The organism is Nocardioides daejeonensis (genome assembly GCF_003194585.1).
GTDB classification, from domain to species: Bacteria; Actinomycetota; Actinomycetes; order Propionibacteriales; family Nocardioidaceae; genus Nocardioides; species Nocardioides daejeonensis.
The window spans coordinates 201032-225060 of sequence record NZ_QHKZ01000005.1 but is presented as its reverse complement, the minus strand read 5'-3'; the positions used below and the strand labels follow the sequence as shown (position 1 = coordinate 225060).

The 24029-nt window shown below is 70.2% G+C and carries 24 protein-coding genes and 1 riboswitch; of the genes, 7 read left to right on the top strand and 17 right to left on the bottom strand.

Going from position 1 to position 24029, the window contains the following annotated elements; genetic code table 11:
• Positions 1 to 35: 35 nt before the first annotated feature.
• Together DNK54_RS14645 and DNK54_RS14640 are read right to left on the bottom strand one after the other, a co-directional pair.
• The gene (locus tag DNK54_RS14645; RefSeq protein WP_110207731.1) at positions 36 to 1937 is read right to left on the bottom strand and encodes an anthranilate synthase family protein; all 1902 of its coding nucleotides are present in this window, start codon (positions 1935 to 1937) and stop codon (positions 36 to 38) included.
• A gap of 143 nt (positions 1938 to 2080) precedes the next feature.
• Entirely contained in the window at positions 2081 to 4273 is a 2193-nt protein-coding gene (locus DNK54_RS14640) for an MMPL family transporter (RefSeq protein ID WP_110207730.1), read from the bottom strand.
• Between the two features lie 195 nt (positions 4274 to 4468).
• Here DNK54_RS14640 and DNK54_RS14635 point away from each other — a divergent pair, with 195 nt between their 5' ends.
• Positions 4469 to 5215 (top strand): TetR/AcrR family transcriptional regulator, encoded by a 747-nt coding sequence (locus tag DNK54_RS14635; protein WP_110207729.1) that lies wholly within the window; start codon positions 4469 to 4471, stop codon positions 5213 to 5215.
• 32 nt (positions 5216 to 5247) lie between these two features.
• On the opposite strand, the gene DNK54_RS14630 is transcribed toward DNK54_RS14635, so the two are convergent.
• The 11 genes from DNK54_RS14630 to DNK54_RS14580 form a co-directional block, all read right to left on the bottom strand.
• Positions 5248 to 5946, bottom strand: a complete 699-nt coding sequence (locus DNK54_RS14630) for an NAD-dependent deacylase (RefSeq protein ID WP_110207896.1) — start codon at positions 5944 to 5946, stop codon at positions 5248 to 5250.
• A 177-nt stretch (positions 5947 to 6123) separates the two neighbouring features.
• A complete protein-coding gene (locus tag DNK54_RS14625; RefSeq protein ID WP_162602482.1) occupies positions 6124 to 6690 on the bottom strand; it encodes a hypothetical protein in 567 nt (188 codons plus the stop codon).
• Positions 6691 to 6771: 81 nt separating this feature from the next.
• Complete coding sequence (thiC, locus tag DNK54_RS14620; protein ID WP_110207727.1) at positions 6772 to 8532, bottom strand: phosphomethylpyrimidine synthase ThiC; 1761 nt, start codon at positions 8530 to 8532, stop codon at positions 6772 to 6774.
• Between the two features lie 94 nt (positions 8533 to 8626).
• Entirely contained in the window at positions 8627 to 9430 is an 804-nt protein-coding gene (gene thiD / locus DNK54_RS14615) for a bifunctional hydroxymethylpyrimidine kinase/phosphomethylpyrimidine kinase (protein ID WP_110207726.1), read from the bottom strand.
• Positions 9427 to 10029 (bottom strand): thiamine phosphate synthase, encoded by a 603-nt coding sequence (locus tag DNK54_RS14610; protein ID WP_110207725.1) that lies wholly within the window; start codon positions 10027 to 10029, stop codon positions 9427 to 9429. Before DNK54_RS14610 ends, thiD begins: the two co-directional genes overlap by 4 nt.
• Entirely contained in the window at positions 10026 to 10802 is a 777-nt protein-coding gene (locus DNK54_RS14605) for a beta/alpha barrel domain-containing protein (protein ID WP_162602481.1), read from the bottom strand. The genes DNK54_RS14610 and DNK54_RS14605 overlap by 4 nt, the downstream gene beginning before the upstream one ends.
• Positions 10795 to 10986 (bottom strand): sulfur carrier protein ThiS, encoded by a 192-nt coding sequence (gene thiS / locus DNK54_RS14600; RefSeq protein ID WP_110207724.1) that lies wholly within the window; start codon positions 10984 to 10986, stop codon positions 10795 to 10797. Before thiS ends, DNK54_RS14605 begins: the two co-directional genes overlap by 8 nt.
• Positions 10983 to 11993 (bottom strand): FAD-dependent oxidoreductase, encoded by a 1011-nt coding sequence (locus DNK54_RS14595; RefSeq protein WP_110207723.1) that lies wholly within the window; start codon positions 11991 to 11993, stop codon positions 10983 to 10985. Before DNK54_RS14595 ends, thiS begins: the two co-directional genes overlap by 4 nt.
• Positions 11993 to 12598 (bottom strand): thiamine phosphate synthase, encoded by a 606-nt coding sequence (locus tag DNK54_RS14590; RefSeq protein ID WP_110207722.1) that lies wholly within the window; start codon positions 12596 to 12598, stop codon positions 11993 to 11995. Before DNK54_RS14590 ends, DNK54_RS14595 begins: the two co-directional genes overlap by 1 nt.
• Positions 12597 to 12706, bottom strand: a riboswitch (TPP riboswitch). It overlaps the preceding gene by 2 nt.
• A 50-nt stretch (positions 12707 to 12756) precedes the next feature.
• Entirely contained in the window at positions 12757 to 13812 is a 1056-nt protein-coding gene (locus DNK54_RS14585) for a tellurite resistance/C4-dicarboxylate transporter family protein (RefSeq protein WP_110207721.1), read from the bottom strand.
• 52 nt (positions 13813 to 13864) lie between these two features.
• Positions 13865 to 14554 (bottom strand): NUDIX hydrolase, encoded by a 690-nt coding sequence (locus DNK54_RS14580; protein ID WP_110207894.1) that lies wholly within the window; start codon positions 14552 to 14554, stop codon positions 13865 to 13867.
• Positions 14555 to 14648: 94 nt separating this feature from the next.
• On the opposite strand from DNK54_RS14580, the gene DNK54_RS14575 reads away from it, so the two are divergent.
• Together DNK54_RS14575 and DNK54_RS14570 are read left to right on the top strand one after the other, a co-directional pair.
• Positions 14649 to 15656 (top strand): SPFH domain-containing protein, encoded by a 1008-nt coding sequence (locus DNK54_RS14575; protein ID WP_110207720.1) that lies wholly within the window; start codon positions 14649 to 14651, stop codon positions 15654 to 15656.
• Positions 15653 to 16531, top strand: coding sequence for a diacylglycerol kinase catalytic domain-containing protein (locus DNK54_RS14570; RefSeq protein ID WP_110207719.1), 879 nt, complete (start codon positions 15653 to 15655; stop codon positions 16529 to 16531). The genes DNK54_RS14575 and DNK54_RS14570 overlap by 4 nt, the downstream gene beginning before the upstream one ends.
• Here DNK54_RS14570 and DNK54_RS14565 read toward each other — a convergent pair.
• A complete protein-coding gene (locus DNK54_RS14565) occupies positions 16524 to 17480 on the bottom strand; it encodes an ADP-ribosylglycohydrolase family protein (protein ID WP_110207893.1) in 957 nt (318 codons plus the stop codon). The genes DNK54_RS14570 and DNK54_RS14565 overlap by 8 nt on opposite strands.
• Before the next feature lie 97 nt (positions 17481 to 17577).
• Between DNK54_RS14565 and DNK54_RS14560 the strand changes: the two genes are divergently transcribed.
• Positions 17578 to 18192, top strand: a complete 615-nt coding sequence (locus tag DNK54_RS14560; RefSeq protein ID WP_110207718.1) for a hypothetical protein — start codon at positions 17578 to 17580, stop codon at positions 18190 to 18192.
• 4 nt (positions 18193 to 18196) lie between these two features.
• Here the strand turns inward: DNK54_RS14560 and DNK54_RS14555 are convergent, their stop codons facing one another.
• Positions 18197 to 19141 carry a 1,4-dihydroxy-2-naphthoyl-CoA synthase gene (locus tag DNK54_RS14555; protein WP_110207717.1) on the bottom strand — a complete coding sequence of 315 codons (945 nt, stop codon included), beginning with the start codon at positions 19139 to 19141 and terminating at the stop codon, positions 18197 to 18199.
• An 83-nt stretch (positions 19142 to 19224) separates the two neighbouring features.
• Between DNK54_RS14555 and DNK54_RS14550 the strand changes: the two genes are divergently transcribed.
• Both DNK54_RS14550 and DNK54_RS14545 read left to right on the top strand, forming a co-directional pair.
• The gene (locus tag DNK54_RS14550; protein ID WP_110207716.1) at positions 19225 to 19665 is read left to right on the top strand and encodes a pyridoxamine 5'-phosphate oxidase family protein; all 441 of its coding nucleotides are present in this window, start codon (positions 19225 to 19227) and stop codon (positions 19663 to 19665) included.
• Positions 19666 to 19728: 63 nt separating this feature from the next.
• Positions 19729 to 20343 (top strand): ACT domain-containing protein, encoded by a 615-nt coding sequence (locus tag DNK54_RS14545; RefSeq protein ID WP_110207715.1) that lies wholly within the window; start codon positions 19729 to 19731, stop codon positions 20341 to 20343.
• A gap of 94 nt (positions 20344 to 20437) precedes the next feature.
• On the opposite strand, the gene DNK54_RS14540 is transcribed toward DNK54_RS14545, so the two are convergent.
• Entirely contained in the window at positions 20438 to 21583 is a 1146-nt protein-coding gene (locus DNK54_RS14540; protein WP_110207714.1) for an acyl-CoA dehydrogenase family protein, read from the bottom strand.
• 153 nt (positions 21584 to 21736) lie between these two features.
• Between DNK54_RS14540 and DNK54_RS14535 the strand changes: the two genes are divergently transcribed.
• Positions 21737 to 22600: a polysaccharide deacetylase family protein gene (locus tag DNK54_RS14535; RefSeq protein ID WP_204164616.1), complete on the top strand. Its 864-nt coding sequence runs from the start codon at positions 21737 to 21739 to the stop codon at positions 22598 to 22600.
• A 93-nt stretch (positions 22601 to 22693) separates the two neighbouring features.
• Here the strand turns inward: DNK54_RS14535 and DNK54_RS14530 are convergent, their stop codons facing one another.
• Positions 22694 to 24016, bottom strand: coding sequence for a hypothetical protein (locus tag DNK54_RS14530; RefSeq protein WP_110207712.1), 1323 nt, complete (start codon positions 24014 to 24016; stop codon positions 22694 to 22696).
• Positions 24017 to 24029: the final 13 nt, after the last annotated feature.

The following is a 24029-nucleotide window of genomic DNA, read 5'->3' as shown; positions in this document are numbered from 1 at the left end:
GTCGCCGATGCGCACCGGTCAGGTGCGGGCCGGGCTCAGAGCAGCAGCTCGCAGACGAGGTCGTGGATCAGGGTGAAGCCGTGCTCGGTGAGCACCGACTCGGCATGGAACTGGATGCCCCGATAGTGCGGTCCCGCAATCTGGTGCACGTCTCCGGTGGTCGCATCCGCCCAGACCTCCACCCCCTCAGGCAGTGCCGTGTCGGCCGCGAGGCGGGCGACGAAGGTGTTGTAGAAGCCCACCCGTTCGGTCCCGCTCGGCAGCTCGACCGGGGACTGGGTGCCCTGAAAGACGATGTCCTTGAAGGTCAAGGGCAGGCCGAGTCGCTGGCACAGGGTCTGGTGCCCGAGGCAGACCGCCAGCATCGGCTGGCCGGCGGCGAGCAGCTCGTCGACGGCGGCGCGGATCCGCTGGATCTTGGGATCGTCGCCGTCGCGCGGGTCACCGGGCCCGGGACCGACGATCACCAGGTCGTAGCCGTCGAGGGCGCCGGGCACCCACTCCTCGTGCCGGACGGTGGTCGACGTCATGCCGAGCACGCTGAGCACGTGGCGCAGCATGTTCACGAAGTCGTCCTCGCCGTCGAGGATCACCACCGACTTGCCACGCAGCGAGACGTCGGGAGTGGTGCCGGCCTGGTTGGTGAGCCAGAAGGTGCTCAACCGCTGGTTGCGCTGGTTGAGCGCGATCAGCACGTCCTCGTCCTGCGCCAGCGCGCCCAGCGATCCGGCAGGCGCGGCGGCCGGCGGCACCAGGCCGAAGGCAGAGAGGATGCCGCCTGCCTTCGCGTGCGTCTCCCGCACCTCGGTGGCCGGGTCGGAGTCGCGCACCAGCGTGGCCCCGGCGACGACCCGCAGCTCGCCATCGAGGGAGACGTCGGCCGAACGGATCACGATCGGGCTGTCGAGCGTCGGCGTACCGCCGGCGTCGCGGCCGATCAGGGCGAGCGCGGCACCGTAGTAGCCACGGCCCTCGGGCTCGTACTCGGCGATCAGCTTGCACGCGTTCTCGACCGGGGAGCCGGTCAGGGTCGCGGCGTACATCGTGTCGCGCAGCACCTCGCGTACGTCTCGCGACGTGCGACCGGCGAGGAGGTACTCGGTGTGCACGAGGTGGGTCATCGGCTTGAGGAACGGACCGAGCACCTGGCCGCCTTCGCTGCAGATGTCGCACATCATCTTCAGCTCCTCGTCGACGACCATGAAGAGCTCGTAGATCTCCTTCTCGTCGGCGAGGAACTCGAGTAGTTCGGCCTTGGTCTGCTCGGCCGGCTGGGCCTGCTTGGGCAGGTGATAGGTGCCGGAGATCGGGTTCATCCGCACGTCCCCGCCGATGACGCTGACGTGCCGCTCCGGGCTGGCACCGACGAGGATCCGGTCGCCGGTGTGGAAGACGTAGGTCCAGTAGGCGCCCCGCTCGCGCTCCAGCAGACGCCGCAGCACGGTCAGTGCCTGCTCGGCACCCCAGTCGGCCAGCGTGGCGCGATAGTTGCGGGCGACGACGAGGTTCGCGCCTTCGCCACGGCCGATCTCGTCGGCGATGACCTGCTCGACCAGCTTCGCGTAGCTCGCGTCGTCGACCTCGAAACCACCCGGATCGGTGAACTCCACCGGCACGTCGGGCAGGACGGCGAGCATGTCGTCGACCGCCACCTGGTGCTCCTCGGTCAGGGTCACCACAACCAGCGGGGCGCCGTCGTCGACAGCGTCGAAGCCGCGCTCGGCGACCTGGCGGAACGGCACCGCCAGCAGACGGTCGAGCTTCGCCCCTTCCGCTGGCGCGCCGCTCTCCAAAGGCACATCGAGCAGGCTCTCCACGACATCGCGCGTCCCCCCGACCAGCGCTGCCTCGGCGGCGTCACCGCGGCGGATCACCGCCCACGCCTCGCAGGCCAGGATCGCGTCGAGCGCGGAACGGGCGGCGAGGTGCGTAGTCATGGCTGCACTCTATGGGGCTGCGGAGGTCGAGCCTGCCGAGGATGGCTGCGGACGAGATCTCGACAAGCTCGATCACCGAGGCAACCACCCCAGGGGCCGAGCCCGCCGAGACCAGGCGGCCGAGGCACCGGCCTCGCGGGGCGCTACCGGGGAGCGACGTCCTGCAGTGCGGTGCCGTCCTCGACCTGCTCGCCCGGTGTCCTCGACTCTTCGCGGAAGCCGTAGCGCTGCCACCAACGAGCCAGCGGCGCGGGCGCCCACCAGTTGAAGTCGCCCAGGAGCTTCATCGTCGCCGGCACCAGGAGGGCTCGGACGACCGTGGCGTCGATCAGCAGCGCCACCAGCATGCCGATCCCGATCATCTTCATGAAGACGATGCCGCTCGTACCGAAGGCGCCGATCACGATCGCCAGCAACAGGGCGGCGGAGGTGATGATCCGACCGGTCTTCTGGACACCGGTGGCCACCGCGAGATCGTTGTCGTGGGTGGCGTCCCACTGCTCGCGAACCCGGGAGAGCAGGAAGACCTCGTAGTCCATGGAGAGCCCGAAGAGGATCGCCAGCATCAGGATGGGTTGCGTGGCGTCAAGGAAGCCCGAGCTGGTGTAGCCCAACGGTCCCTCGAGATGACCGTCGGCGAAGATCCACGTGACGACGCCGAACGACGCGGTGATCGAGAGAGCGTTCATCAGCACCGCCTTGACCGGCAGCACCAGCGACCCGAAGGCGAGGAAGAGCAGCACCAGCATCACCAGGACCACGACCAGAGCCATCCACGGCAGGTGGTGCCCGATGGAGCCGAGCAGGTCGACGGTGTCGGCGGAGAGCCCGCCGATCAGCGCTTCGGAGTCGCCAGGCGTGGCGACCTCTCGCAGGTCGCGGACGACCTGCTGCGAAGCCTCGGTCTGGCTGTTGCCCTCCCAGGCGACACGCAGCAGGGTCACGCCTTCCCGCTCCGCGACAGGATGTACGTCGACCACGCGGTCCACCGTCAGCAGGTCGGCCGCATAGGTAGCCACCTGCTCCTCGTCCGCGCCGCGGAGGGTCACGTTGGCCGTCGATCGCTCGGGACCGAAGTCGGTGTTGAGTCGCTCGGCGGCCACATGTGAGGGAGCGTCGTCGGGCAGGACCCGGTAGTCGACGCTGCCCCACTTCACGCCCAGGAACGGTGATCCGATCGCCAGCAGGACAGCCGTGATGGCCACGGCGAAGACGATCGGCCGCCGCATCACAGCGTGCGCCAGGCGCGACCACGCTCCCGTGTCCCCATGCTCTCCCTGGGCCCGGCGGCCCGCGCTCCGGTTGAGGAACGGCACCCGTCCGGCATCAATGCGCCGGCCGAGGAGCCCCAGCACGGCGGGGAGCACCGTGAGTGAGGCCACCATCGCGACCAGGACGGCTGCCATGCCGCCGTACCCGATCGAACGCAGGAAGTTCTGCGGGAAGACGAGCAGCGAGCTCATCGCCGCCGCGACCGTGAGACCGGAGAAGAGCACCGTCCGGCCTGCGGTGGCCATGGTGCGACGGAGCGCGTCGCGCACCGCCTCGGGATCGTCGCCGGCGCGGAGCGCAAGCTCCTCACGGAAGCGGGAGACGACGAAGAGCGCGTAGTCGATCGCCAGGCCCATGCCGAGCAAGGTGATGATGTTGACCGAGAAGATCGACACCTCGGTGACGCCGGCGATCAGCCGCAGCACCCCCAGCGCGCCGACGACCGCCACCCCACCGACCAGCACCGGCATGCTTGCCGCAACCAGGCTGCCGAAGATCACCAGAGAGAGCAGCAGCACCAAGGGGAGGGCGATCAGCTCGGCCCGCGCCAGGTCGTCGCTGGTGATGTGGTTGACGTCGGTGTAGACCGCCCAGGGGCCGGCGAGCTCGACCTCGAGGCCGTCCGCAGCGAGCTCGTCCTTGATCTCCTCGAAGCTGTCGGAGTTCTCGTCCTGCGTCTCGCCGGCAAGCGAGATCAGCACGGTCGCGGCATGGCCGTCATGGCTCGTCATCGACGGGTCGCCGGCCGCGAACCACGGCGTCGCGGTGACGCCGTCCGGCAGCTCGGCCAAAGTCTGCTCGACCGCCGACTGGAAGGCCGGGGCATCGGCCCGCAACGTGTCGCTGGAGTAGATGGCGATCACGTCGACCGCCTGGTTGCCGAAGGTCTCGCGCTCGAGAGCCAGCTCGCGGGCGGACTCGGTGTCCGGGTCGTCGAAGCCACCGTTGGACAGGCTGCCGAAGACGCCTGCCCCGAAGGCAGCCGCGATGCCCGCGACGAGCAGGGCGATCAGCAGGACGGGCAGGGAGCGGCGGGCGACGTAGCGGCCCCAGCGATCGATCATGACGAGCCTTCGTGAAGGGGGTTCATTCGAGTTAACGGCGTTAACGGTAAACGGTGTAAACTATTCCGGTCAAGGGCCAGAGGTCTCGACAAGCTCGACCACCGAATTCGGGGATCGACCACCGAATTCGGGGATCGACCACTGAATTCGGGGATCGAGCCTGTCGAGATCACCCCCGCACATCGAGAGGAAGTCATGGCTGGGCGCCGCGAACGCCAGCGCGAGGCGACGTACGCCGAGATCGTCAGCACCGCTCGGAACCTGCTCGCCGAGGGCGCGGAACTCTCCCTGCGGGCCATCGCCCAGCGAATGGGCATGACAGCTCCGGCGTTGTACCGCTACGTCGCCAGCTATCAGGAGCTCGTCGACCTGGTCGCCTTCGAGATCGACCGCGCCGCGACTGCCGACTTCGTCGCCGCCGCAGCACGCCACCCCGTCGACGATCCGGCGGCCCGCCTGATCGCAGCGGCAGCTGCGTTCCGGCGCTGGGCGCTGGCAAGCCCACGGGAGTTCGGCCTGGTCTTCGCCAACCCGATCGCCGACACCGCCTGCGTACGCCGCGACCTGCTGACCTCGGCCACCTCCGGGCATTTCATGAACGGCCTCCTGGTGGAGATCTGGCAGCACACCGACTTCCCGCACCCGACGCTCGACGAACTGCCCACCGCCGTACGCGCAGCGGTGGAGGATCCGCTGATCCCGATGGACGCCTCGGTGATAGAGCGGACCGACCGAGGCGTGCTGTGGATCTTCATGCAGGCCTGGCAGGCTCTCTACGGCGTCGTCACCCTCGAGGTCTTCGGCCACATGGATCCACGGATCATCGAGAGCGCGGCGATGTTCGTGCAGATGGTGCACGACTGGATCCCGCGGATCGGTCTCGGCAAGGAGGCAGACCGACTTCGCGCGCTGCTGGCCGAGGAGATCGCCCGCCCCTCCTGACCAGCCGGCCGGCAGCGAGGCGAGACGACGAGTCAGAAGCCGAGGGGACGGAGTACCTCGTCGACCCAGATCGGCACGAGCTCGCCCGCGCGACCGTGCCGGGCCTCGTTGAAGAAATGCGTGCCTTCGCTGGGCTCCAGATTGATCTCCAGGGTCCGCGCACCACAGGCGGCGGCCATCTGCACGAATCCTGCCGCCGGATAGACCGCACCCGAGGTGCCGATCGAGACGAAGAGGTCGGCCCGCATCAGCTTCCCCTGGATCACGTCCATGCCGTACGGGACCTCTCCGAACCAGACCACGTCGGGTCGGAGCTCGGGGATGCCACACCGCGGGCACGGCGGGAAGTCGTCGAGGTCGTCGGTCCAATGGCTGCGGCCGCCGCAGCTGCGACACAGGGCTGAGAGCAGCTCACCGTGCATGTGCGCGACCCGCTGCGAGCCGCCGCGCTCGTGGAGGTCGTCGATGTTCTGGGTGACCAGGAAGAGCTCGTCACCCAGCACCTCCTCCAGCCGGGCCAACGCCACGTGCGCAGGGTTGGGCTCCACCTCGGCCAAGGCCTTGCGGCGCGCGTCGTAGAAGCGCTGCACCGCGACCGGGCTGAGGTCGTATGCCTCGGGAGTGGCGACCTCCTCGATCCGGTGCCCCTCCCAGAGTCCGTCGGCGTCTCGGAAGGTGGGCACCCCGCTCTCAGCGGAGATTCCGGCACCGGTCAGCACGACGATGTTCACGCAGGTCAGCGTAATGGGCGTCACGTACACCGCCGGCGACCGGGAGTGCCCGCCTGGTCGAGATCGTTCTCGAGCGGCACCCGGATCAGGTCGTTCCTGCCGGGCTTCTCCCAGTTCGGCTTCCCCACGGAAGCGCGGCCGGCGGGCGGGGGCTCCCTACCGCCGGCCGCGGGATGCCTACGCGATCACCAGGGTGCTGCCCAGCAGCACGGTCGATCCCTTGTAGTCCTTGCCCCAGGCGTTGAGTCGCATCACCCGACCGTCCTTGATGGACAGATTGCGGTGCAGCAGGTCGACCTCCTTGCCGGTGCCGGGCGGCACGTACTTCTTGCCGTCCAAGGTCACCCAGAAGGACTTACCGTCGTTGGCGGTGTCGTAGACATAGAGGTGCTCCCCCTGCGGGTGGAACTCGACCTTGCCGACGATCGCCTGGCCGGGCCGGGTGCTGCGCAGCACGATCTTGCCGGCCTTGCCACCCGCGTCGTCCTGGAACCATGAGCCGTCGATGTCGTCGGGCACGATGCACTGCCCGTTGCCACGCTCCGGCTTGACGAACGACCAGCCGTCCTCGGTCGTGCACCTCCAGTCGGTGCGCAACGTCCCCGTCCAGTCGTTGACCTCCCAGGGTTGGTAGGGCTCCGCCTGCGCAGGCGCAGTGGTCAACCCGACGGCCACCACGCCACCTGCCAACGCACCGGCGACCGCCAGCATCCGCCTCCCGGCCCGAGCTCGGGTCTGCTTCATCCTTGCTTCTCCTCCACCTCGGCGCCCGCCCGTTGCCGGCGCGTCGTCCCGACCCTGCCGGGACCCGCTTGCACGGCGCTTTCATGCACCGGCGCGAGACTCCTCCGACCTGTCGCCCCGGCTGTCCTCGACGTAGACGCTGGCCCCGAGCTCGAGGAACTGCGCCGACTTCGCGGCCATCCCCTCCTCGGCTGCCTCGAGCTGGCTGCCGAAGCGTTCCCGGACGTCCTGGCTGATCCGCATCGAGCAGAACTTCGGGCCGCACATCGAGCAGAAGTGGGCGGTCTTGGCGCCTTCGGCGGGCAGGGTCTCGTCGTGGAAGGCCTCCGCGGTGACCGGGTCGAGGGAGAGCGCGAACTGGTCGTGCCAGCGGAACTCGAAGCGGGCGCGCGACAGCGCGTCGTCCCACTCCCGGGCGCGCGGGTGGCCCTTGGCGACGTCAGCGGCATGCGCGGAGAGCTTGTAGGTGATCACCCCGGTCTTCACGTCGTCGCGATCGGGCAGGCCGAGATGCTCCTTGGGGGTGACGTAGCAGAGCATCGCGGTGCCGTGCATCGCGATCGTGGCGGCACCGATCGCCGAGGTGATGTGGTCGTAGCCGGGCGCGATGTCGGTGACCAGCGGTCCCAGCGTGTAGAACGGCGCACCATGGCACCAGTCCTGCTGGAGCACGACGTTCTCCTCGACCAGGTTGAGCGGCACGTGGCCGGGACCCTCCACCATCACCTGCACGTCGTGCGCCCAGGCGCGCCGGGTCAGCTCGGCGAGGGTGCGCAGCTCGGAGAGCTGGGCCTCGTCGTTGGCGTCGGCGGTGCAGCCGGGCCGCAGCCCGTCGCCGAGACTGAAGGAGACGTCGTACCGGGCGAAGATCTCGCAGAGCTCGTCGAAGTGGGCGTAGAGGAAGTTCTCCTGGTGGTGCGCCAGGCACCAACCGGCCATGATCGAGCCGCCGCGGGAGACGATGCCGGTGATGCGGTCCGCGGTGAGCGGCACGTAGCGCAGCAGCACGCCGGCGTGGATGGTCATGTAGTCGACGCCCTGCTCGCACTGCTCGATGACGGTGTCGCGAAACAGCTCCCAGGTGAGCTTGTCCGCCTCGCCGTTGACCTTCTCCAGTGCCTGGTAGATGGGCACGGTGCCGATCGGCACCGGGCTGTTGCGGATGATCCACTCCCGGGTGGTGTGGATGTCGTCGCCGGTGGACAGGTCCATCACGGTGTCCGCCCCCCAGGTGACCGCATGGGTGAGCTTGTCGACCTCCTCCGCGATGCTGCTGGTGACCGCCGAGTTGCCGATGTTGGCGTTGACCTTCACCAGGAAGCGGCGGCCGATGACCATCGGCTCCGACTCCGGGTGGTTGACGTTGGCCGGGATGATCGCGCGGCCCGCCGCGACCTCGCTGCGCACCAGCTCGACGTCGCAGCCCTCACGCTCGGCGACGTAGCGCATCTCCTGCGTGATCTCGCCGCGCCGGGCGTAGTGCATCTGGGTGACCTTCCGGCCGGCGGCCGGGGTCGTGCCGTCCTGGGGGTGTGGAAGCGGCGCCGCCACCCGCGGCTGCGGCTTCGCGCCCCGCCACTGCTCCCGGTGTACGCCGGAGCGCAGGGCGGCGCGCCCGTTGTCGACGAGCTGCACCGCGCGGCCGGCGTACGCCTCGGTGTCGCCGCGCTCGGCGATCCACTGCTCCCGCAGCCGGGGCAGACCGCGCTCGGGGTCCGAGCCCGGACCCGCGGTGGTGTAACGGTCGAAGGTCTCGCCGTTGGTCAGGCTGACGCGGGTGACCGGCACCTGCAGGTCGCCCGTCAACACGCGGGCGTGGGCCGGATGGACGTCGTGGGTCATCGGGTTGCTCCGTCTCTCTGCTGGTTCTTCGAGGGTGGGTGTTCGCGCCAGGTCGGCACCCGATCGGCATCCGGCCGGGCCGGCAAGGGCGGGGTCACGCCGGTCGGACCACGTGGGCGATCGGGCCGCGGCCACGGCCCAGCTCCCAGTGGGCACTCGTGCGCAGGCACGCGAGGGTGAAGTCGGCGGCGCACGCGACCGCCTCCTCCAAGGTCCTGCCGAGGGCGAGCTGCGCAGCCAGCGCCGCACTGAAGGTGCAGCCGCTCCCGTGGTCGTTGTCGGTGGCGACCGAGGGGTGCGCGCAGGGCACCGGCGGCTCGTTGCGACGAGTGACCCAGTCGGTGCAGGGACCGGCACCATGAGGGTCGCCGCCGGTGACCACGGTCGCGGGGCCGTGTTCGGCGAGAAGGGCGGCCAGACGCGCGGCGGACTCCGGGCAGGAAGCCGAGACCGCGGCGAGGGCATGCGCCTCCTCGAGGTTCGGCGTGATGACCGTGGCCACGGGAAGGAGGTGCTCGCGGTAGGCGCGCACCACCTCGGCATCGCCGAGCACGGCTCCGGAGGTGGCGACGAGGACGGGGTCGACGACCAGGGGCAGGTGTCCGCACCGTTCGGCGACCAGTCGCACCACCGCCGCGGTGCCGAGCATCCCGGTCTTCACGGCGGCCACCGGCAGGTCACCGAGCACGGCGTCGAGCTGGGCCGAGACGATGTCGAGCGGCGTCGCATGGATCGCGTGCACGCCGGTCGTGTCCTGAGCGGTGACGGCAGTGACCACGCAGGCACCGTGGACGCCCACGCTCGCGAAGGTGGTCAGGTCTGCGGCAAGTCCGGCGGCTCCGCCGGAGTCGGTCCCGGCGATGCTGAGCACGACCGGTGGGGCGGTGGCGGCGCTCATCGCTCGCCCTGGGGCGTGTCGGCGGCGACGGCAAGCAGGTCGCGGACGACCGCGGCGGGCGAGGACGAGCGCATCACCGCGCCCATGACAGCGATGCCGTAGGCACCGGCAGCGAGCGCCCGAGCCGCGTTGGCCGGGTCGACGCCGCCGAGGGCGTAGGCAGGCAGCGGCGCGCCGGCGTACTCCTCCACCGCGAGAGGCGGCCCGTAGCCGGGCTTGGACCTGGTGTCGGCGTACGGGCCCAGAGTCACGTAGTCGCAGCCATCCGCGGCTGCCGCCGCGACCTCGGCACGAGTGTGGCAGCTGCGGCCGAGCAGCCCTGGCACACCCGGCGGGTCACCGGGCGGCAACGCCCCCGCGGGAAGGTGGAGCCCGATCGTCTTCGGCAGCGGTCGATGCGCGGCGATCACCGAGACGCCGGTCGCGACGAGGCGCGCCGCCAGAGCCGCACGCGATCGCGGTGGGAGATCCAGCTCGCGGAGCACGACGTGGGTCAGACCGGCGCGCGCGCACTCGGCGACCGTAGACACCAGCGAGCGGCCGAGCCGCAGCTGGGCACGGTCGGTCAGGACCAGCAACGGCGGCAGATCGAGGGTCATGTCGGTGCCACCTCGATCCGTCCCGTCGTCGGGCTGGAGGCCCGAGCCACCGCCCGCCGCGGGATCCTGCCGGCAGCGCGCGCCGCGACTCCCGCCTCGACCGCCCACCGCAGGGCGCGCGCCATCACCACCGGATCGTCGGCGCGCGTGACCGCGGTGGCGGCGAGCACTGCCGCACAGCCCAGCTCCATGGCGAGCGCGGCGTCGGAGGCGGTGCCGATCCCGGCGTCGAGCACCACCGGCACCGAGACCGCCGCCACGACCGCGGCGATCGCCTGGGGGTTGAGGATGCCCAGCCCGGAGCCGATCGGCGATCCGAGCGGCATCACCGCGGCACAGCCGACCTCCTCCAGCCGCCGGGCGAGCACCGGATCGTCGGTGGCGTAGGGCAGCACCACGAAGCCGCGACGTACCAGCTGCTCGGCCGCCTCCACCAGCTCGATCGCATCGGGCAGGAGCGAGGTCTCGTCGCCGATCACCTCGAGCTTCACCCAGTCCGTCCCCAACGCCTCACGTGCCAGCTCGGCGGTGAGCACCGCCTCCCGTGCGGACGTGCACCCGGCGGTGTTGGGCAGTATCGGCACGCCGGCACGGGCGAGCAGGCCCAGCAGGCTTCCGTCGGCGAGCGAGGAGGTACGCCGCACCGAGACCGTCACCAGACCCGGGGCGGCAGCAGCGAGCAGCTCCGGCAGCAGCCCGGTCGACGGCAGCCCTCCGGTGCCGAGGAAGAGGCGCGAGGCGAGGGTGCGGCCGGCGATCGTCAGGTCAGCCACCTTGCACCGCCGTCACGATCTCTACCTGCTGGCCGCCCGCCAGCCAGGAACGGGCCCAGTCGGCACGGGGCACGACGGTCCCGTCGACGGCGACCGCAAGCCCCCGCGGATCGACATGCTGCTGGGTGACGAGGTCGGCGACGGAGCCGGCGAACTCCACCGACACGCCGTTGAGGGTGATCATGTGTCTCCTTGGGTGAGCAAGCGGCGGGGATCCACCGCTGGGTCGACGTGTCCGTGCTCGAGGTGGTCGGCGACCAGTTGCGCAGTGAGTGGGGCGAGCAGGACGCCGTGACGGAAGTGGCCGGCGGCGAGCGTCACCGCGGGGTCGTGGGTCGGGCCGATCAGCGGCAGGTTGTCGAGGGTCCCCGGACGGTCGCGGGCGATGGCCTCGACCAGCTCGGCCCGGTCCAGGCCCGGGAGCAGCCGCCGGGCGGAGTCGAGCAGCCGCCAGGCGCCTTCGACGGTGACCACCGGCCGGCCGGGGTGCTCCTCCTGCGTGGCGCCGACGACGACCTCGCCGCTCGCCCGTGGGACGACGTACACCTGCTGGCCGTGTACCCACGCCCGCAGCGTCCGTTGTGGCGGGTCCGCGGTGCGCAGGCGCAGGATCTCGCCGCGCACCCGGCGGACGAGCCGCGCGTACGGCGGCGGGAGCGTGGCGCCGGTGGCGATGACTGTCCCGGCGGGCGGCCGCGACCCGGGCGCCGCGCAGACGGGGATACGGGCCAGCAGCGCGGCGACCACGGCGCGCGGGTCGACGCTGTGGTCGACCGGCAGCAGCGCACCCCCGAGGACCCGGCCCAGCCGTGGCTCCTCCGACAGGAGCTCGCGACGTCCCAGTTCGACCACCCGCTCGCCTGCGGCCCGGACCAACGCGACCTGCCGGTCGAGGAGCTGCAGATCTCCGTGGTCCACGGCGGCAAGCAGCGTGCCGCCCGAGCGGAGCGGGACGCCGAGACGTGCGGCGTACGCTGGCCACAGCTCGGTGGAGCGGCGACCCAGCGTGAGCACCCTCTCCTCTCCGTGCCAGAGCTCCCCGGCGGGGGCGAGCATGCCGGCCGCGGCACGGGAGGCGCCGGTCCCCGGTGCCGGATCGACGACCTCGACCTCGTGACCGCGCCGCAGCAGCTCATCGGCGACCGCCAACCCGACGATCCCGGCACCGAGCACGCGGATCAGGCCCGCCATCAGGCGACGCTCGCGACGAGCTCCTTCGCTGCCTGCACAGGGTCCGGTTGTCGCCAGATCGCACCGATGACGGCCACCCCGTGCGCACCGGCGCCGCGCACGCCGCCGGCATTCTCTGCATCGATGCCGCCGATGGCGATCAACGGGAGCACGTCGGACGCCTCGGCGATCGCCCCCGGGCCGAGCGGCACCGGCAGTCCGCTCTTCGAGGCGGACGCATAGATCGGCCCGAATCCGGCGTAGTCGGCGCCCGCCTCCCGCGCCACCTGCACAGCCCCGCGGCCGCGGCAGGTGGCGCCGATCAAGAGGTCCGGCCCGAGCCGACGCGCGGCGGCCATCGGAAGATCCTCCGCACCCAGGTGCACGCCGTCCGCTCCGGCAGCCAGGGCGACGTCGATCCGGTCGTCGACGACGAGACACGCGCTGCCGACCGCCGAGCGGATCCGCGCCGTGAGGGCGATCAGCTCACGCGTCGTCGCTCCCTTGTCACGGACCTGGAAGCCGTCGATTCCTACGCCGGCCAGGCGCGGCAGCAAGGACAGGTCGTCGTCGGACGAGACCAGGCAGAAGAGTCGTGGCAGGACTCGTGGGGGAACGGCAACCATGAGGAGCTCCTTCGCTTCCTTCGCCGGCATGACCCGGATCAGGTTCGACGGTCGGAGCGGACTCAGCTCCCTCTCAGTCCGCTGCCGCGGACTCCCGTGCTGGATGCCTTGACGTTAGCAACCTCCTGCCTGCGCTGGCTACCCGGTGCTCCGCAGGGTCACCAGCGGCCGGTCAGGACCCCGGCCGTCCGGCGCAGCAGGCCGCCGAAGACCACCGCCCAGACCACGACCGCGACCCACAGCTCCACGGTGCCGACCGCCTCGACGAGCGGCAGCTCCTCCGAACGCCCGAGATGGATCCCCGCGACGGCGTACATGCCGAGCGGGAAGACCATGCTCCACAGCGTCGGCGTGTAGGCCAGGGGCAGTCCGTGACGGACGTGCCGCCACCAGCCAGCGGCCACCAGCACCGGGATCAGCCAGGTGGCGAACGCCCAACAGACGAAGGAGAGGCCGCCGACCAGCTCCCGTACGACGTGCACCGTGGGCGCATCGGTCATCGCGACGATCCGTGCTCCAGCCAGCACGGTGATCGACAGCGCACCCATCGAGACCCAGTACGGCGGATCCAGCTCCTCGGGCCGGAAGTCGTAGAGCATCAGCCGCAGGGTGACCAGCACCGCAGTCGCGGCATACAGGAAGATGCCGACCGACCACGACATCACCGCGAGGAAGGCAAGCTCGCGCCGTACGCCGTGGTGCACCGGCTCGAGCGAGGCGGCCACGACCGCGACCGACTGGCTGGCGACGACCCAGAGGAACCAGGATCCGTTGGCCAGCCGAACGACCGGGCGGACCTGGCGATCGAGCACCGCGGTCCAGGGCACCAGGTAGCCGAGCACCAGCCAGAAGGCCCCCGTGACGCCGAGCAGCACGGTCGCGATCGTGTGGTGGGCGGAGAGCGTCAGGTAGGTCGCAAGGACGTTCGTCCCAGCGACGAAGGTGAAGAAGCCGAAGGCCCGCGTCGGGTCGAAGAAGTCGGCGACGATCGCCGGTCGATGACTGGCGAACCGCCAGGAGGTAAGGACGAGCAGCACCGCGTACGCCGCGACCGCGATCAGCCAGAGCGCCTGCCCGAGCAGGGGAAATCCTTCGAGACGCAACCCCACCGCCACGATGCCGGTGGCCATGACGAGCGCGAAGTAGCTGGGGGTCAGCGTGGCGACCTGGGCGGAGAGCCGGTCCGGCAAGCGTGTCGCTGGCGCCGTCGTCATCACCGACCCATCATGCCAACCGGCGCGGATGATGGACGGCAGGGCCGCCGGCTCAGCGGAGCAGCGGCGGATGCAGGCGGGGGGCGCTCCCTGCTCGATAGAGCCGCGCAGGTCGTCCACCGTCACGCGTGGTCGTCTCGGGCGTCTCGACGACGAAGCCCTCCGTCTTGGTCACCTTGCGGTGGAAGTTCCGGGCGTCGAGCGTGGTGTCCCAGACGACCTCGTAGACGCGGCGCAGCTCCGCGATCGTGAAGGTAGCCGCACAGAAGGCGGTGGCGAGCGGTGTGTACTCGAGCTTCGCCCGCGCACGCTCGACGCCGTCACGCAGGATCTCCGCGTGGTCGAAGGGAAGCTCAGCGCCAGCCAGCATCGTGTGCACCGGCTGCCACCGCGCGTCGGCAGCGTCGCTGCCTGCCTCCGGTGTGGGCAGGTCGGGCGCCAGAGCCAGGTAGGCGACGGTCACGGTCCGCATCCGCGGGTCGCGATCAGGCGCGCCGTAGCTCGCCAGCTGTTCGAGGTGGACGTGCTCCGCCGGCAGAGCGGTCTCCTCCATGAGCTCCCGCGCGGCGGCAGCATGCAGGTCCTCACGGGGCCTCAGGAATCCGCCGGGCAGCGCCCACCGCCCCCGGAACGGCTCCTCCCCCCGGCGGATGGTGAGCACCTGCAGCTCGCCGTCGCGCACCGTGAGCACCACGAGATCAACGGTCACCGCGACACGTGGGTAGTCGGGAAGGTCGCTCATGAGCGACACCCTAGCCCCTTTAGCGTCAAGTTGACGATTACCATCATTCCGGCTTATCGTCATACTGACGCTAATTGAGGAGAAGGAGAGAGTCATGGCTGACATCGCCCGCTACCCCCTGGTCCGCCACCTGCGCGGATCGGGCACGACCCACGTGGAGCAGATCCGCAACGGCACGACGGTCCGCGCAGGTGTCGGCGCCTCGTTCTGGTTCCGCCCGCTGAGCGCGGTGCTCAACGAGGTGCCGGTCGACGACCGGGAGCTGCCGCTGCTCTTCCACGCTCGCACCAGCGACTTCCAAGACGTCACCGTGCAGGCGACGATCACCTACCGGGTGACCGACCCCGCCACAGCAGCCGCCCGTATCGACTTCTCGATCGACCCGGACACCGGCGCCTGGCGGGGAACCCCGCTCGACCAGGTCGCGGCGCTGCTGACCGAGTCGGCACAGCAATACGCCATCGACCTGCTGGCGACCGCCGATCTGACCACCGCGATGGCCGACGGTGTCGGGCCGGTGCGCGCGGTCATCGCCGCGGGCCTGGCCGGCGACGCCCGGCTCGCCGAGACCGGGATCGCCGTCGTCGGCGTACGCGTGGTGGCCGTGCGGCCCGAGCCCGAGGTGGAGAAGGCACTGCGGACCCCGACGCGCGAGCAGGTGCAACAAGAGGCCGACAAGGCGACCTTCGAACGGCGCGCCGTGGCGGTCGAGCGGGAGCGCGCCATCGGTGAGAACGAGCTGCAGACCCAGATCGAGCTGGCCCGGCGCGAGGAGCAGCTGGTCGCCCAGCGGGGTGCGAACGCACGCCGCGAGGCCGAGGAGAACGCCGCCGCAGGGGTCATCGCCAGCGAGGCCGAGGCGCGGCGTACGGTCACCATCGCGGAGGCGCGCGCCGCAGGTGCCCGGTTGGCGGGTGCGGCGGAGGGTGACGCGGAGGCCGCCCGCGTCGCGGCCTACCGCGACGTCTCGGAGGCGGTGCTGCTGGCACTTGCCGTGAAGGAGCTGGCGGCGAACCTGCCCCAGATCGAGACCTTGGTGCTGAGCCCCGACCTGGTCAGCAAGGCCCTGGCCCAGCTGGGCCAGAGCAGGGGCGCGGCATGAGCCTGACGCCCCGGGTCGTCCTGGTGACTCGGCGTACCGAATACGAGGAGCTCCTCGCTACCCACGGCACCCGCGGTCAAGCGGCGTTCTTCCTCGCGAGCCGAGGTCGAGACATCGGAGAGCTCGAGGAACGGCACCGACTCACCCGGGCAGCGATCGAAACAGCCGCAGCAGGGATCCCGGTCGACTGGCGGCGGGGCCGCGTCGAGCGTGGCGACGTCTCACGTTTCCTGTTCTCGCCCGACGACGTCGTGGTGGTCGTCGGGCAGGACGGGCTGGTGGCCAACGTCGCGAAGTACCTCGACGGACAACCGGTGATCGGGGTGGACCCGGAGCCGGAGCGCAACGCCGGCGTGCTGGTGACGCATGCTGCCCGGGACCTCGGCGACCTGCTGCGTGCTACCGACCGGGCCGTGCAGCGCACGATGGTCGAGGCGGTCCTCGACGACGGCCAACGGCTGCGGGCGCTCAACGAGATCTTCGTCGGGCACCCGAGCCACCAGACCGCCCGCTACGAACTGACCCTGCCGGAGGGATCGCAGGAGGCGCAGGCGTCGTCGGGCCTGATCGTCGCGACCGGCACCGGAGCGACGGGGTGGTGCAGTTCGGTGGCCCGCGAACGCCGCAGCACGCTGCGCCTGCCCGCGCCCACGGAGTCACGGCTGGCCTGGTTCGTGCGGGAGGCCTGGCCCTCGCCGGCCACCGGCACGTCGCTGACCGAGGGCGAACTTGTCGATGACGCGCTGACGCTGACGATCAAGAGCGATCACCTGGTGGCCTTCGGTGACGGCATCGAGGCCGACGCACTCTCCCTGACCTGGGGCCAGACGGTACGGATCGGACGCTCGTCGACGTCGCTGCGGCTGGTCAGCTGATCGCGCGGTCCACCAGCGCGACAAGCTCCGCGGCGGCGATCCCCGGGTAGCCGTGCAGGACCGAGCGCCAGCGCTGCGGCACCGACGCCGCGCCCCACCGAGCCCCGAGCAGGCCACCGGCGATGGCAGCGACCGTGTCGGTGTCGTCACCGATCCGGATCGCCGTCTCGAGCGCATCCCCGAGGTGACCCTCCGGGTGATCGGCCGGGACCGGGGTGTGCACGATCGCCGACCACGCCGCCTGGAAGGCGGTGACCACCCAGCCGTTCGGCGTGAACGCCCCCGGGGCCCGTCGTTCCGCTTCGTCGATGAATCCGGCCCATTCGGCTGCGGCATCCGGCTCGAGGCGCGCCAGCCCCTCCCGCAGCTCGAGCTCACCGGAGATGACCGCGCGCCTGATCGCCAGGGACCAGAGCGCACAGGCGTCTTGGGCCTGACGGTCGTAGTGGGTGAGCACACTGACTCGACGGGCGGCGTCCACCAGGCCGGCCGGATCGTCGAGGAACCTCAGCGCCACCGGCGCCGTGCGCATCAGCGAGCCGTTGCCCGCCGTGTGTCCGGTACGCCGGTGCAGGTCGAAGGAGGTGGCGGCAAGTCCCGCACCGGTCGGCTCCGAGCCCGCCTCCTCGAGGACCGTCCGGGTCTGGTGACCGATGTCTGCCGGTCCGGTCTCGTACCAAGCACGAAAGTGGCGGGCGATCTCCGTGAGCGCCCCCTCGCTTCTCAGGTCGGCACCACCTGCGGCAACGTCGAGGACGCACCACGCCATCGTGGTGTCATCGGTCCACTCACCCGGCGCGAAGTCTCCGAGGCCGCCGCCGAGCATCTCCGGGCCGGCCGGACCGACGTCCCGGCTCCCGAACTCGTACGCCGCGCCCAGCGCGTCGCCGACCGCCGAGCCCAGCACCGCGCCCCGCGCTCGATCGATCTGGGCCGAACTCAGCTTCATGGTCTCTCCCTCGCGATCCTGACCTACCTCTGCCGCCAGCATGCACGGTTCACCTCAGGTGCGAGTGAAAGCCCGGCCGCGGGGGTAGAAGCACGACGTGACTCCACTCCGCGCCCGCTACCTGCTCGTCCTCGCCATCGCGCTCGCGCTTGTCGGGCTGTCTGCGTTCTCCGCCGAGGCCGGCACCCGCAGCGATCCGAAACGCGACGTCCAGTGGCGCGTCGAAGGCGGCGCTCCTGCACCGACCGCCGCCGACAAGGCTCGCGGCGACGTCACCCGACTCTCCTACAAGCTCGGCAAGCGCAAGGCGGTCTTCACGTTCAAGTACCGCGACTGGACGCCCTGCCCCAGCTCCGGCATCTGCGACAACCAGGGCAACCGCGCGGTGCTCAGCAACCGGAAGGGCACGAAGCAGGTCACCATCTGGGCCACCGCCTACGGGGCCAATCCCAACATCGACACCACCCTGCGGTGGGAGAACCTCGCGGCCGGCACCAGCGGGTGGCGCTGCGACACAGGGCAGATCACTCGCCGGGCATCCGACCGAGCAGACACCATCACCGTGAAGGTCCCCCGCTCCTGCTTCAAGAAGGGGTGGCGCTTCGCCAAGCTCGAAGGCATCGCCACCCTCAGCTGGCAGGACGGCGCCGCCTACCGCGACGGCTGGGACTGGACCAAGCCTGTCTCCGTGAAGTGGAAGCCACGGCGCTGAGCGGTCAGTAGTACCAGGGGTAAGGGGACCAGTCCGGGTCCCGCTTCTCCAGGAACTGGTCTCGGCCCTCCTGCGCCTCGTCGGTCATGTAGGCGAGGCGAGTGGTCTCGCCGGCGAAGAGCTGCTGGCCGACCAGGCCGTCGTCGAGCAGGTTGAAGGAATACTTCAGCATCCGCTGCGCGGTCGGGCTCTTGCCGTTGATCAGCCGGCCCCACTCCAGCGCGGTGGCCTCCAGTTCGGCGTGCGGAACCGCGCGGTTCGCCGCCCCCATCCGCACGGCGTCCTCGGCGGAGTACTCCTGGCCGAGGAAGAAGATCTCCCGGGCGAACTTCTGCCCCACCTGCCGAGCGAGGTACGCCGACCCGTAGCCACCGTCGAAGGAGCCGACGTCCGCATCCGTCTGCTTGAAGCGTGCGTGCTCGCGGGAGGCGAGGGCGAGGTCGCAGGTGACGAAGAGGCTGTGCCCGCCGCCGGCTGCCCAGCCGTTGACGACCGCGATGACCACCTTCGGCATGAACCGGATCAGCCGCTGGCACTCGAGGATGTGCAGGCGGGCGATCTTGGCCTTGTCGATGGGGCTCGGCTCCTCGGCGCCGGTGTCACCGGAGGTGGCCGCGACGTCCTCGTACTGGTAGCCGGCCCGGCCCCGGATCCGCTGGTCACCACCCGTGCAGAACGCCCACTTGCCGTTCTTCTCCGACGGGCCGTTGCCCGTGAGCAGCACGCAGCCGACGTCCGCCGACATCCGGGCATGGTCAAGCGTGCGCAGCAACTCGTCGACGGTGTGCGGTCGGAAGGCGTTCAAGACGTCCGGACGGTCGAAGGCGATCCGCACCGTGCCGTGCGCCTTCGCCCGGTGGTAGGTCAGATCGGTGAGGTCCTCGAAGCCAGGGACGACGTCCCACGCCTCCGGGTCGAAGATCTCGGACACACCATCGAGAGCGCTCATGAGCGATCACGGTAGTCCGCCCAGGCTTCGAGGAGCACACTGGTACCGGAGCCGACGACGAACGGCTCGTGTGAGGAGGAAGCATGGACGCCCCCGTCGAGCTCGCGGAGGACGAGTGCCGCCGCCTGCTGGGCCACAACGTCGTCGGCCGCTTCGGCTTCACCACCCCCGACGGCCCCCAGATCATTCCGGTCAACTACGCCTGGGTCAGCGAGGCGATCACGATCCGCACGACGGGCTACTCGGTCCTGGCTCAGCACCTGCCGGGTGCGGCTGCCGCGTTCGAGATCGATCATCTGGACTACGAGAACCAGCGCGGATGGAGCGTGCTCGCGACGGGACACGCCGAGCATGTCGACGACCTCGAGGAGGTCGCGGAGATCGCGCGCACCTGGAACCCTCGGCCCTGGGCTGGCGGCAATCGCCCGCTCTACCTCCGGCTGTTTCCCGAACGGCTCAGTGGCCGGCGTACGGGACCGGGATGGGACCCGTTCGCGCATCTGCCGGTACAGCGCGTGCTCTAGATGCTCCGCGCGAGCCGGCGAATTCTTCATCCCCGCGAAACATGACGTCGCTACAGTGGAGGCATGCCTTACCTGCTGCGCGTGGAACTGCCCGACGTCCCGGGATCCCTCGGCCGGGTGGCGACAGCGATCGGTGAGGCAGGCGGCGACATCGAAGCCATCGAGATCGTCGAGCATCGGCCCGACGACGGGACCGCGGTCGACGACGTGCTCCTCGAGACCGCCCAGGGCACCATGCCCGACTCCATCGTGAGCGCCTGCAACCTGCTCGACGGCGTACACGTGCTGTGGATCTCGCGCTACGCAGCCGGCGGCAACCTCTTCCTCGACCTCGAGGCGGTCGAGGAGCTCACCGTGCACCCGGTGCAGGCGCTCGACAGGCTGATCGAGCTGTTGCCGGCGACCTTCCGCTCCGACTGGGCCGCCCGCGTCCGCCGTACGCCGGCGGGTACCGAGGTGGTGCACCGCAGCCAGGCCGCGCCCTCGCAGGTCGAGTGGCACGACATCGACCGCAGTACGCAGGTCGCGAGCCCCGACGAGAACACCGTGATCGCCGCTGCCCCCCTGGGCGACGACATCGTGGTGGTCGGACGCCGCGGCGGACCCGAGTTCCTCGAGTCCGAGCTCGCCCGTATGGGCCATCTCATCGGCCTCGCCGTCAGCATCTCCCGCTCCTGACCCTCGGCGAAATCCAGATCGTCCCTAACAGATTCGTGGTCAGAACCGGATTCAGCCACGAATCTGTTAGGGACGATCTTGGAAAGGCGAGTGCTCAGAGGCCGAGTTCGCGGCCGATGAGCTCCTTCATGATCTCGTTGGAGCCGGCCCAGATCTTCGAGACGCGGGCGTCACGCCAGGCGCGGGCGACACGGTACTCGTTCATGAAGCCGTAGCCACCGTGCAGCTGCACGCAGTGGTCAAGCACCTCGTTCTGGATCTGCGAGCTCCACCACTTGGCCTTCGCCGCGTCGACGGAGGTGAGCTCCTTGGCAGCGTGGGCCTCGACGCACTTGTCGATGTAGGACTCGGTGACCTCGATGCGGGTGAACAGGTCGGCGAGCAGGAACTTGTTGTGCTGGAACTGCCCGATGGACTGGCCGAACGCCTTGCGGTCCTTGGTGTACTGCAGCGTCTCCAGCAGGATCTGCTTCGCGTGCGCGACGTTGGAGATCGCGCAGCCGAGGCGCTCCTGGGGGAGCTTCTGCATCATGTGGATGAAGCCCATGTTGAGCTCGCCGACGATCTCGGCATCCGTCACCCGAACGTTCTCGAAGAAGAGCTCGGCGGTGTCCGACTCGTCCTGCCCGACCTTGTCGAGCTTCCGGCCGCGGCTGAAGCCCTCCTTGCTGGTCTCGATGGCGAAGAGGGTGATGCCCTTGGGCCCCTTCTCGGGGTCGGTGCGCACCGCGGTGATCACCAGGTCAGCGGAGTAGCCGTTGGTGATGAAGGTCTTGGAGCCGTTGATGACCCACTCGTCACCGTCGCGCACCGCAGTCGTCTTGAGCGCAGCCAGGTCGGAGCCGCCGGAGGGCTCCGTCATGCCGATCGCCAGCAGGATCTCACCGGCGGCGACGCCGGGCAGCCACCGCTGCTTCTGCTCCTCGGTGCCGAGCTCCACGATGTACGGCGCGGTGATGTCAGCGTGGATGCCCCAGCAGGAACCCAGTGCGGCATTGACCTTGTTGAGCTCCTCGGCCACGACCGCGTTGAAGCGGTAGTCGCCGGCACCGACGCCGCCGTACTCCTCGGGAATCTCCAGGCCGAGGAAGCCCTGGCGCCCCGCGCCGAGCCAGAACTCACGGGGGATCGCCTTGTTGGCGGCGTGCTCCTCGACGTGCGGCTTGACCTCGCGGTCGAGGAAGGCTGCGACGGAGTCGCGGAACGATTCGTGGTCGGCGTCGTAGATCGTGCGCTTCATGTACGCCAGGGTAACTTGACCCCACCGCGGAAGAGTTGGGGTTAGGCCACAGATCACGTTGGATTCTGGGATGATTCTCCAAGCACGAACGCGGGGACATCTGGACGGGGCAGCATGCAGGCACGGGCGCTAGTTGCGCTGTTGGCTCTCGCTTTGGCGATCACACTGGGCGTTTCGCGCCCCCACCACGGCGCTGGGGACCCCGACGTCGCCGCCGCGGTGGGCCGCGTCGCGGGCGATACACCGGAGGAGCCCGCCGCGCCCGCGCCGGCGAAGGACGACGAAGCAACGGCCGCATCGCGCGGCCGAGGCACTCACGGGCCGTCGACGCGTCGCACCGTGGACTGCAAGCGCAAGCGCTGCGTCGCGCTCACCTTCGACGACGGGCCGGGCCTCGACACGCCTCGCCTGCTGCAGGTTCTCGCGCGCCGCAAGGCCCCCGCGACGTTCTTCCTGGTCGGGCAGATGCTCGACGGCCGGCGCCGCACCGCCCGGCAGATCGCTCGGGCAGGCCACGAGATCGGCGTGCACACCTGGGCGCACCCGAACCTCACCACACTCCCCGACAAGTGGGTCACCTGGCAGCTCGCGCACACCAAGCGCCTGATCACCGAGGTCACCGGCGTGCGCCCGGTGCTCTCCCGCCCGCCGTACGGCGCCTCGAACCCTCGCGTGCTCAGGCTGCAGGGCGAGCTCGGCCTCAGCGAGGTGCTGTGGGACGTCGACACCAGCGACTGGAAGATCCGCAACTCCGGCTACGTCTCTCGCACTGCCGTGCAGCGAGCGCGTCGCAACAGCGTGATCCTGATGCACGACATCCGCCCGACGACGGTTGCCGCCGTCGACAGCATGATCAGAGGCCTGCGCCGTCGCGGCTTCACCCTGGTCACGGTCAGCGAGGTGATCGGCAAGCCGGTCGCCGGACGCACCTACTTCGACTGGCGTACGCCGACGCACCAGCCGGCGCGCCGCTCAACGGGCGGCAAGAAACGGCCCGGGCGCCGCTCCGCGCACTGAGCACCACACCTCGGCGGCACCGCCAGACCTTGGCCCGCGACGGCGAGCGATGCGCCCGAACCGACCGGCGAACGGTCGATCCGGGCGTGCCACTCAGCTGCTCGGGTTGTCGACGTAGTCGCTGGGTACCCGGATCTCGAGCTCTTGGTTGAACTGGGAGAGCAGGAACTCACCAGGCTCGGTGTCGTTGCCGACGATCCGCAGGATGTGGTGCGGGCTCGAGTTTCCGACGTAGATCGTGCTGCCGTCATCGGAGTTCAGCTGCAGCGCCTCACGTCCGTTGACCATGCTGGTGCCACCGGTCTCGAAGTCGGCCGCCCCGTCGTTGTCGAACTCCTCCAGCAGGTTGTTGAGGTCGCAGAAGCTGGCGAAGTTCTCGGTGCCCGGCGTCTTCATCCACTTGCCGACGAACATGTCGAGCACCGACGACGGGGGCGTCGACCCCTTGCTGCTGGCGATCCAGAACTTCTGATCGCCCTTCAGGTACTCGTCGGTGCCGTCCGAGATGATGCTGGCGACGCCACCATAGATCGACAAGGTGCCGGTGCAGCGCCCGTCGGTATCCATGGAGAGGTCCATCTCGAGCCCGTCCAACTCGACCTTGCCGCGCATGTTGAGTGAGGTGACCTCGTTCATGTCGGCAACGACAGCCTCTTGGATCTCCGCGGGCGACTTGGCCTCCAAGGAGTCACCGCCGGTCTTCGTCGGGTCCTCGGTCGTGCCCGACTTCGTGGTCTGCGACGTCGTCGGGTCGTCCTTGGCCTTCTTGTCGCCGTCGTCTCCGCCCGCGCTGACCGCCCAGGCGATCCCGCCGCCGACGGCCAGCACGGCGACGGCCGCGCCGACCGCGATCAGTGGCGCCTTCGACTTCTTCGCCCCTGCAGGCTGCCCGTACGGCGCGCCGGGCGGGGGGCCGCCCTGCCACCCGGGCGGGGGCCCGGCCTGAGCCGGCGGACCCGCCTGCCAGGGCTGCTGCGGCGGAGACATCATCGGCGGCGACATCATCGGCGGCGGAGAGACCACCGGAGCGCCAGCCGGCGGCCACGGGGCGGGGCCACCGCTGGTGAAGCTCTGCCGGAGGGCGGTCGGGATCTGGTCAGGAACCTGCCCAACGGCGTAGCCGAGTGCGGCGACCGCCCACTGGGCGCTGGCGACATCACTGCTGCCACGCTGTCGCGCGAGGTAGCCACCGGCAGTCTCGACGGCCGCTCCCGGAACGGCGCCCCCCTGCATGGCCGACCGCAGCCGGGTCAGTCCCCCCAGACGCACGGCGTCAACCAGGAGGTTCAGGTCACCGGTACTCGCCGTCTGCTCGTCGAGGTAGTCCTCCAGCGCAGCGCGCAGCACGTCGGGGTCGGCCAGAACCGCCTCGCCACGCTGCTGCACCAACGTCTGCAGCTGGTGATGCAACTCCACGTCCACTCCTTCA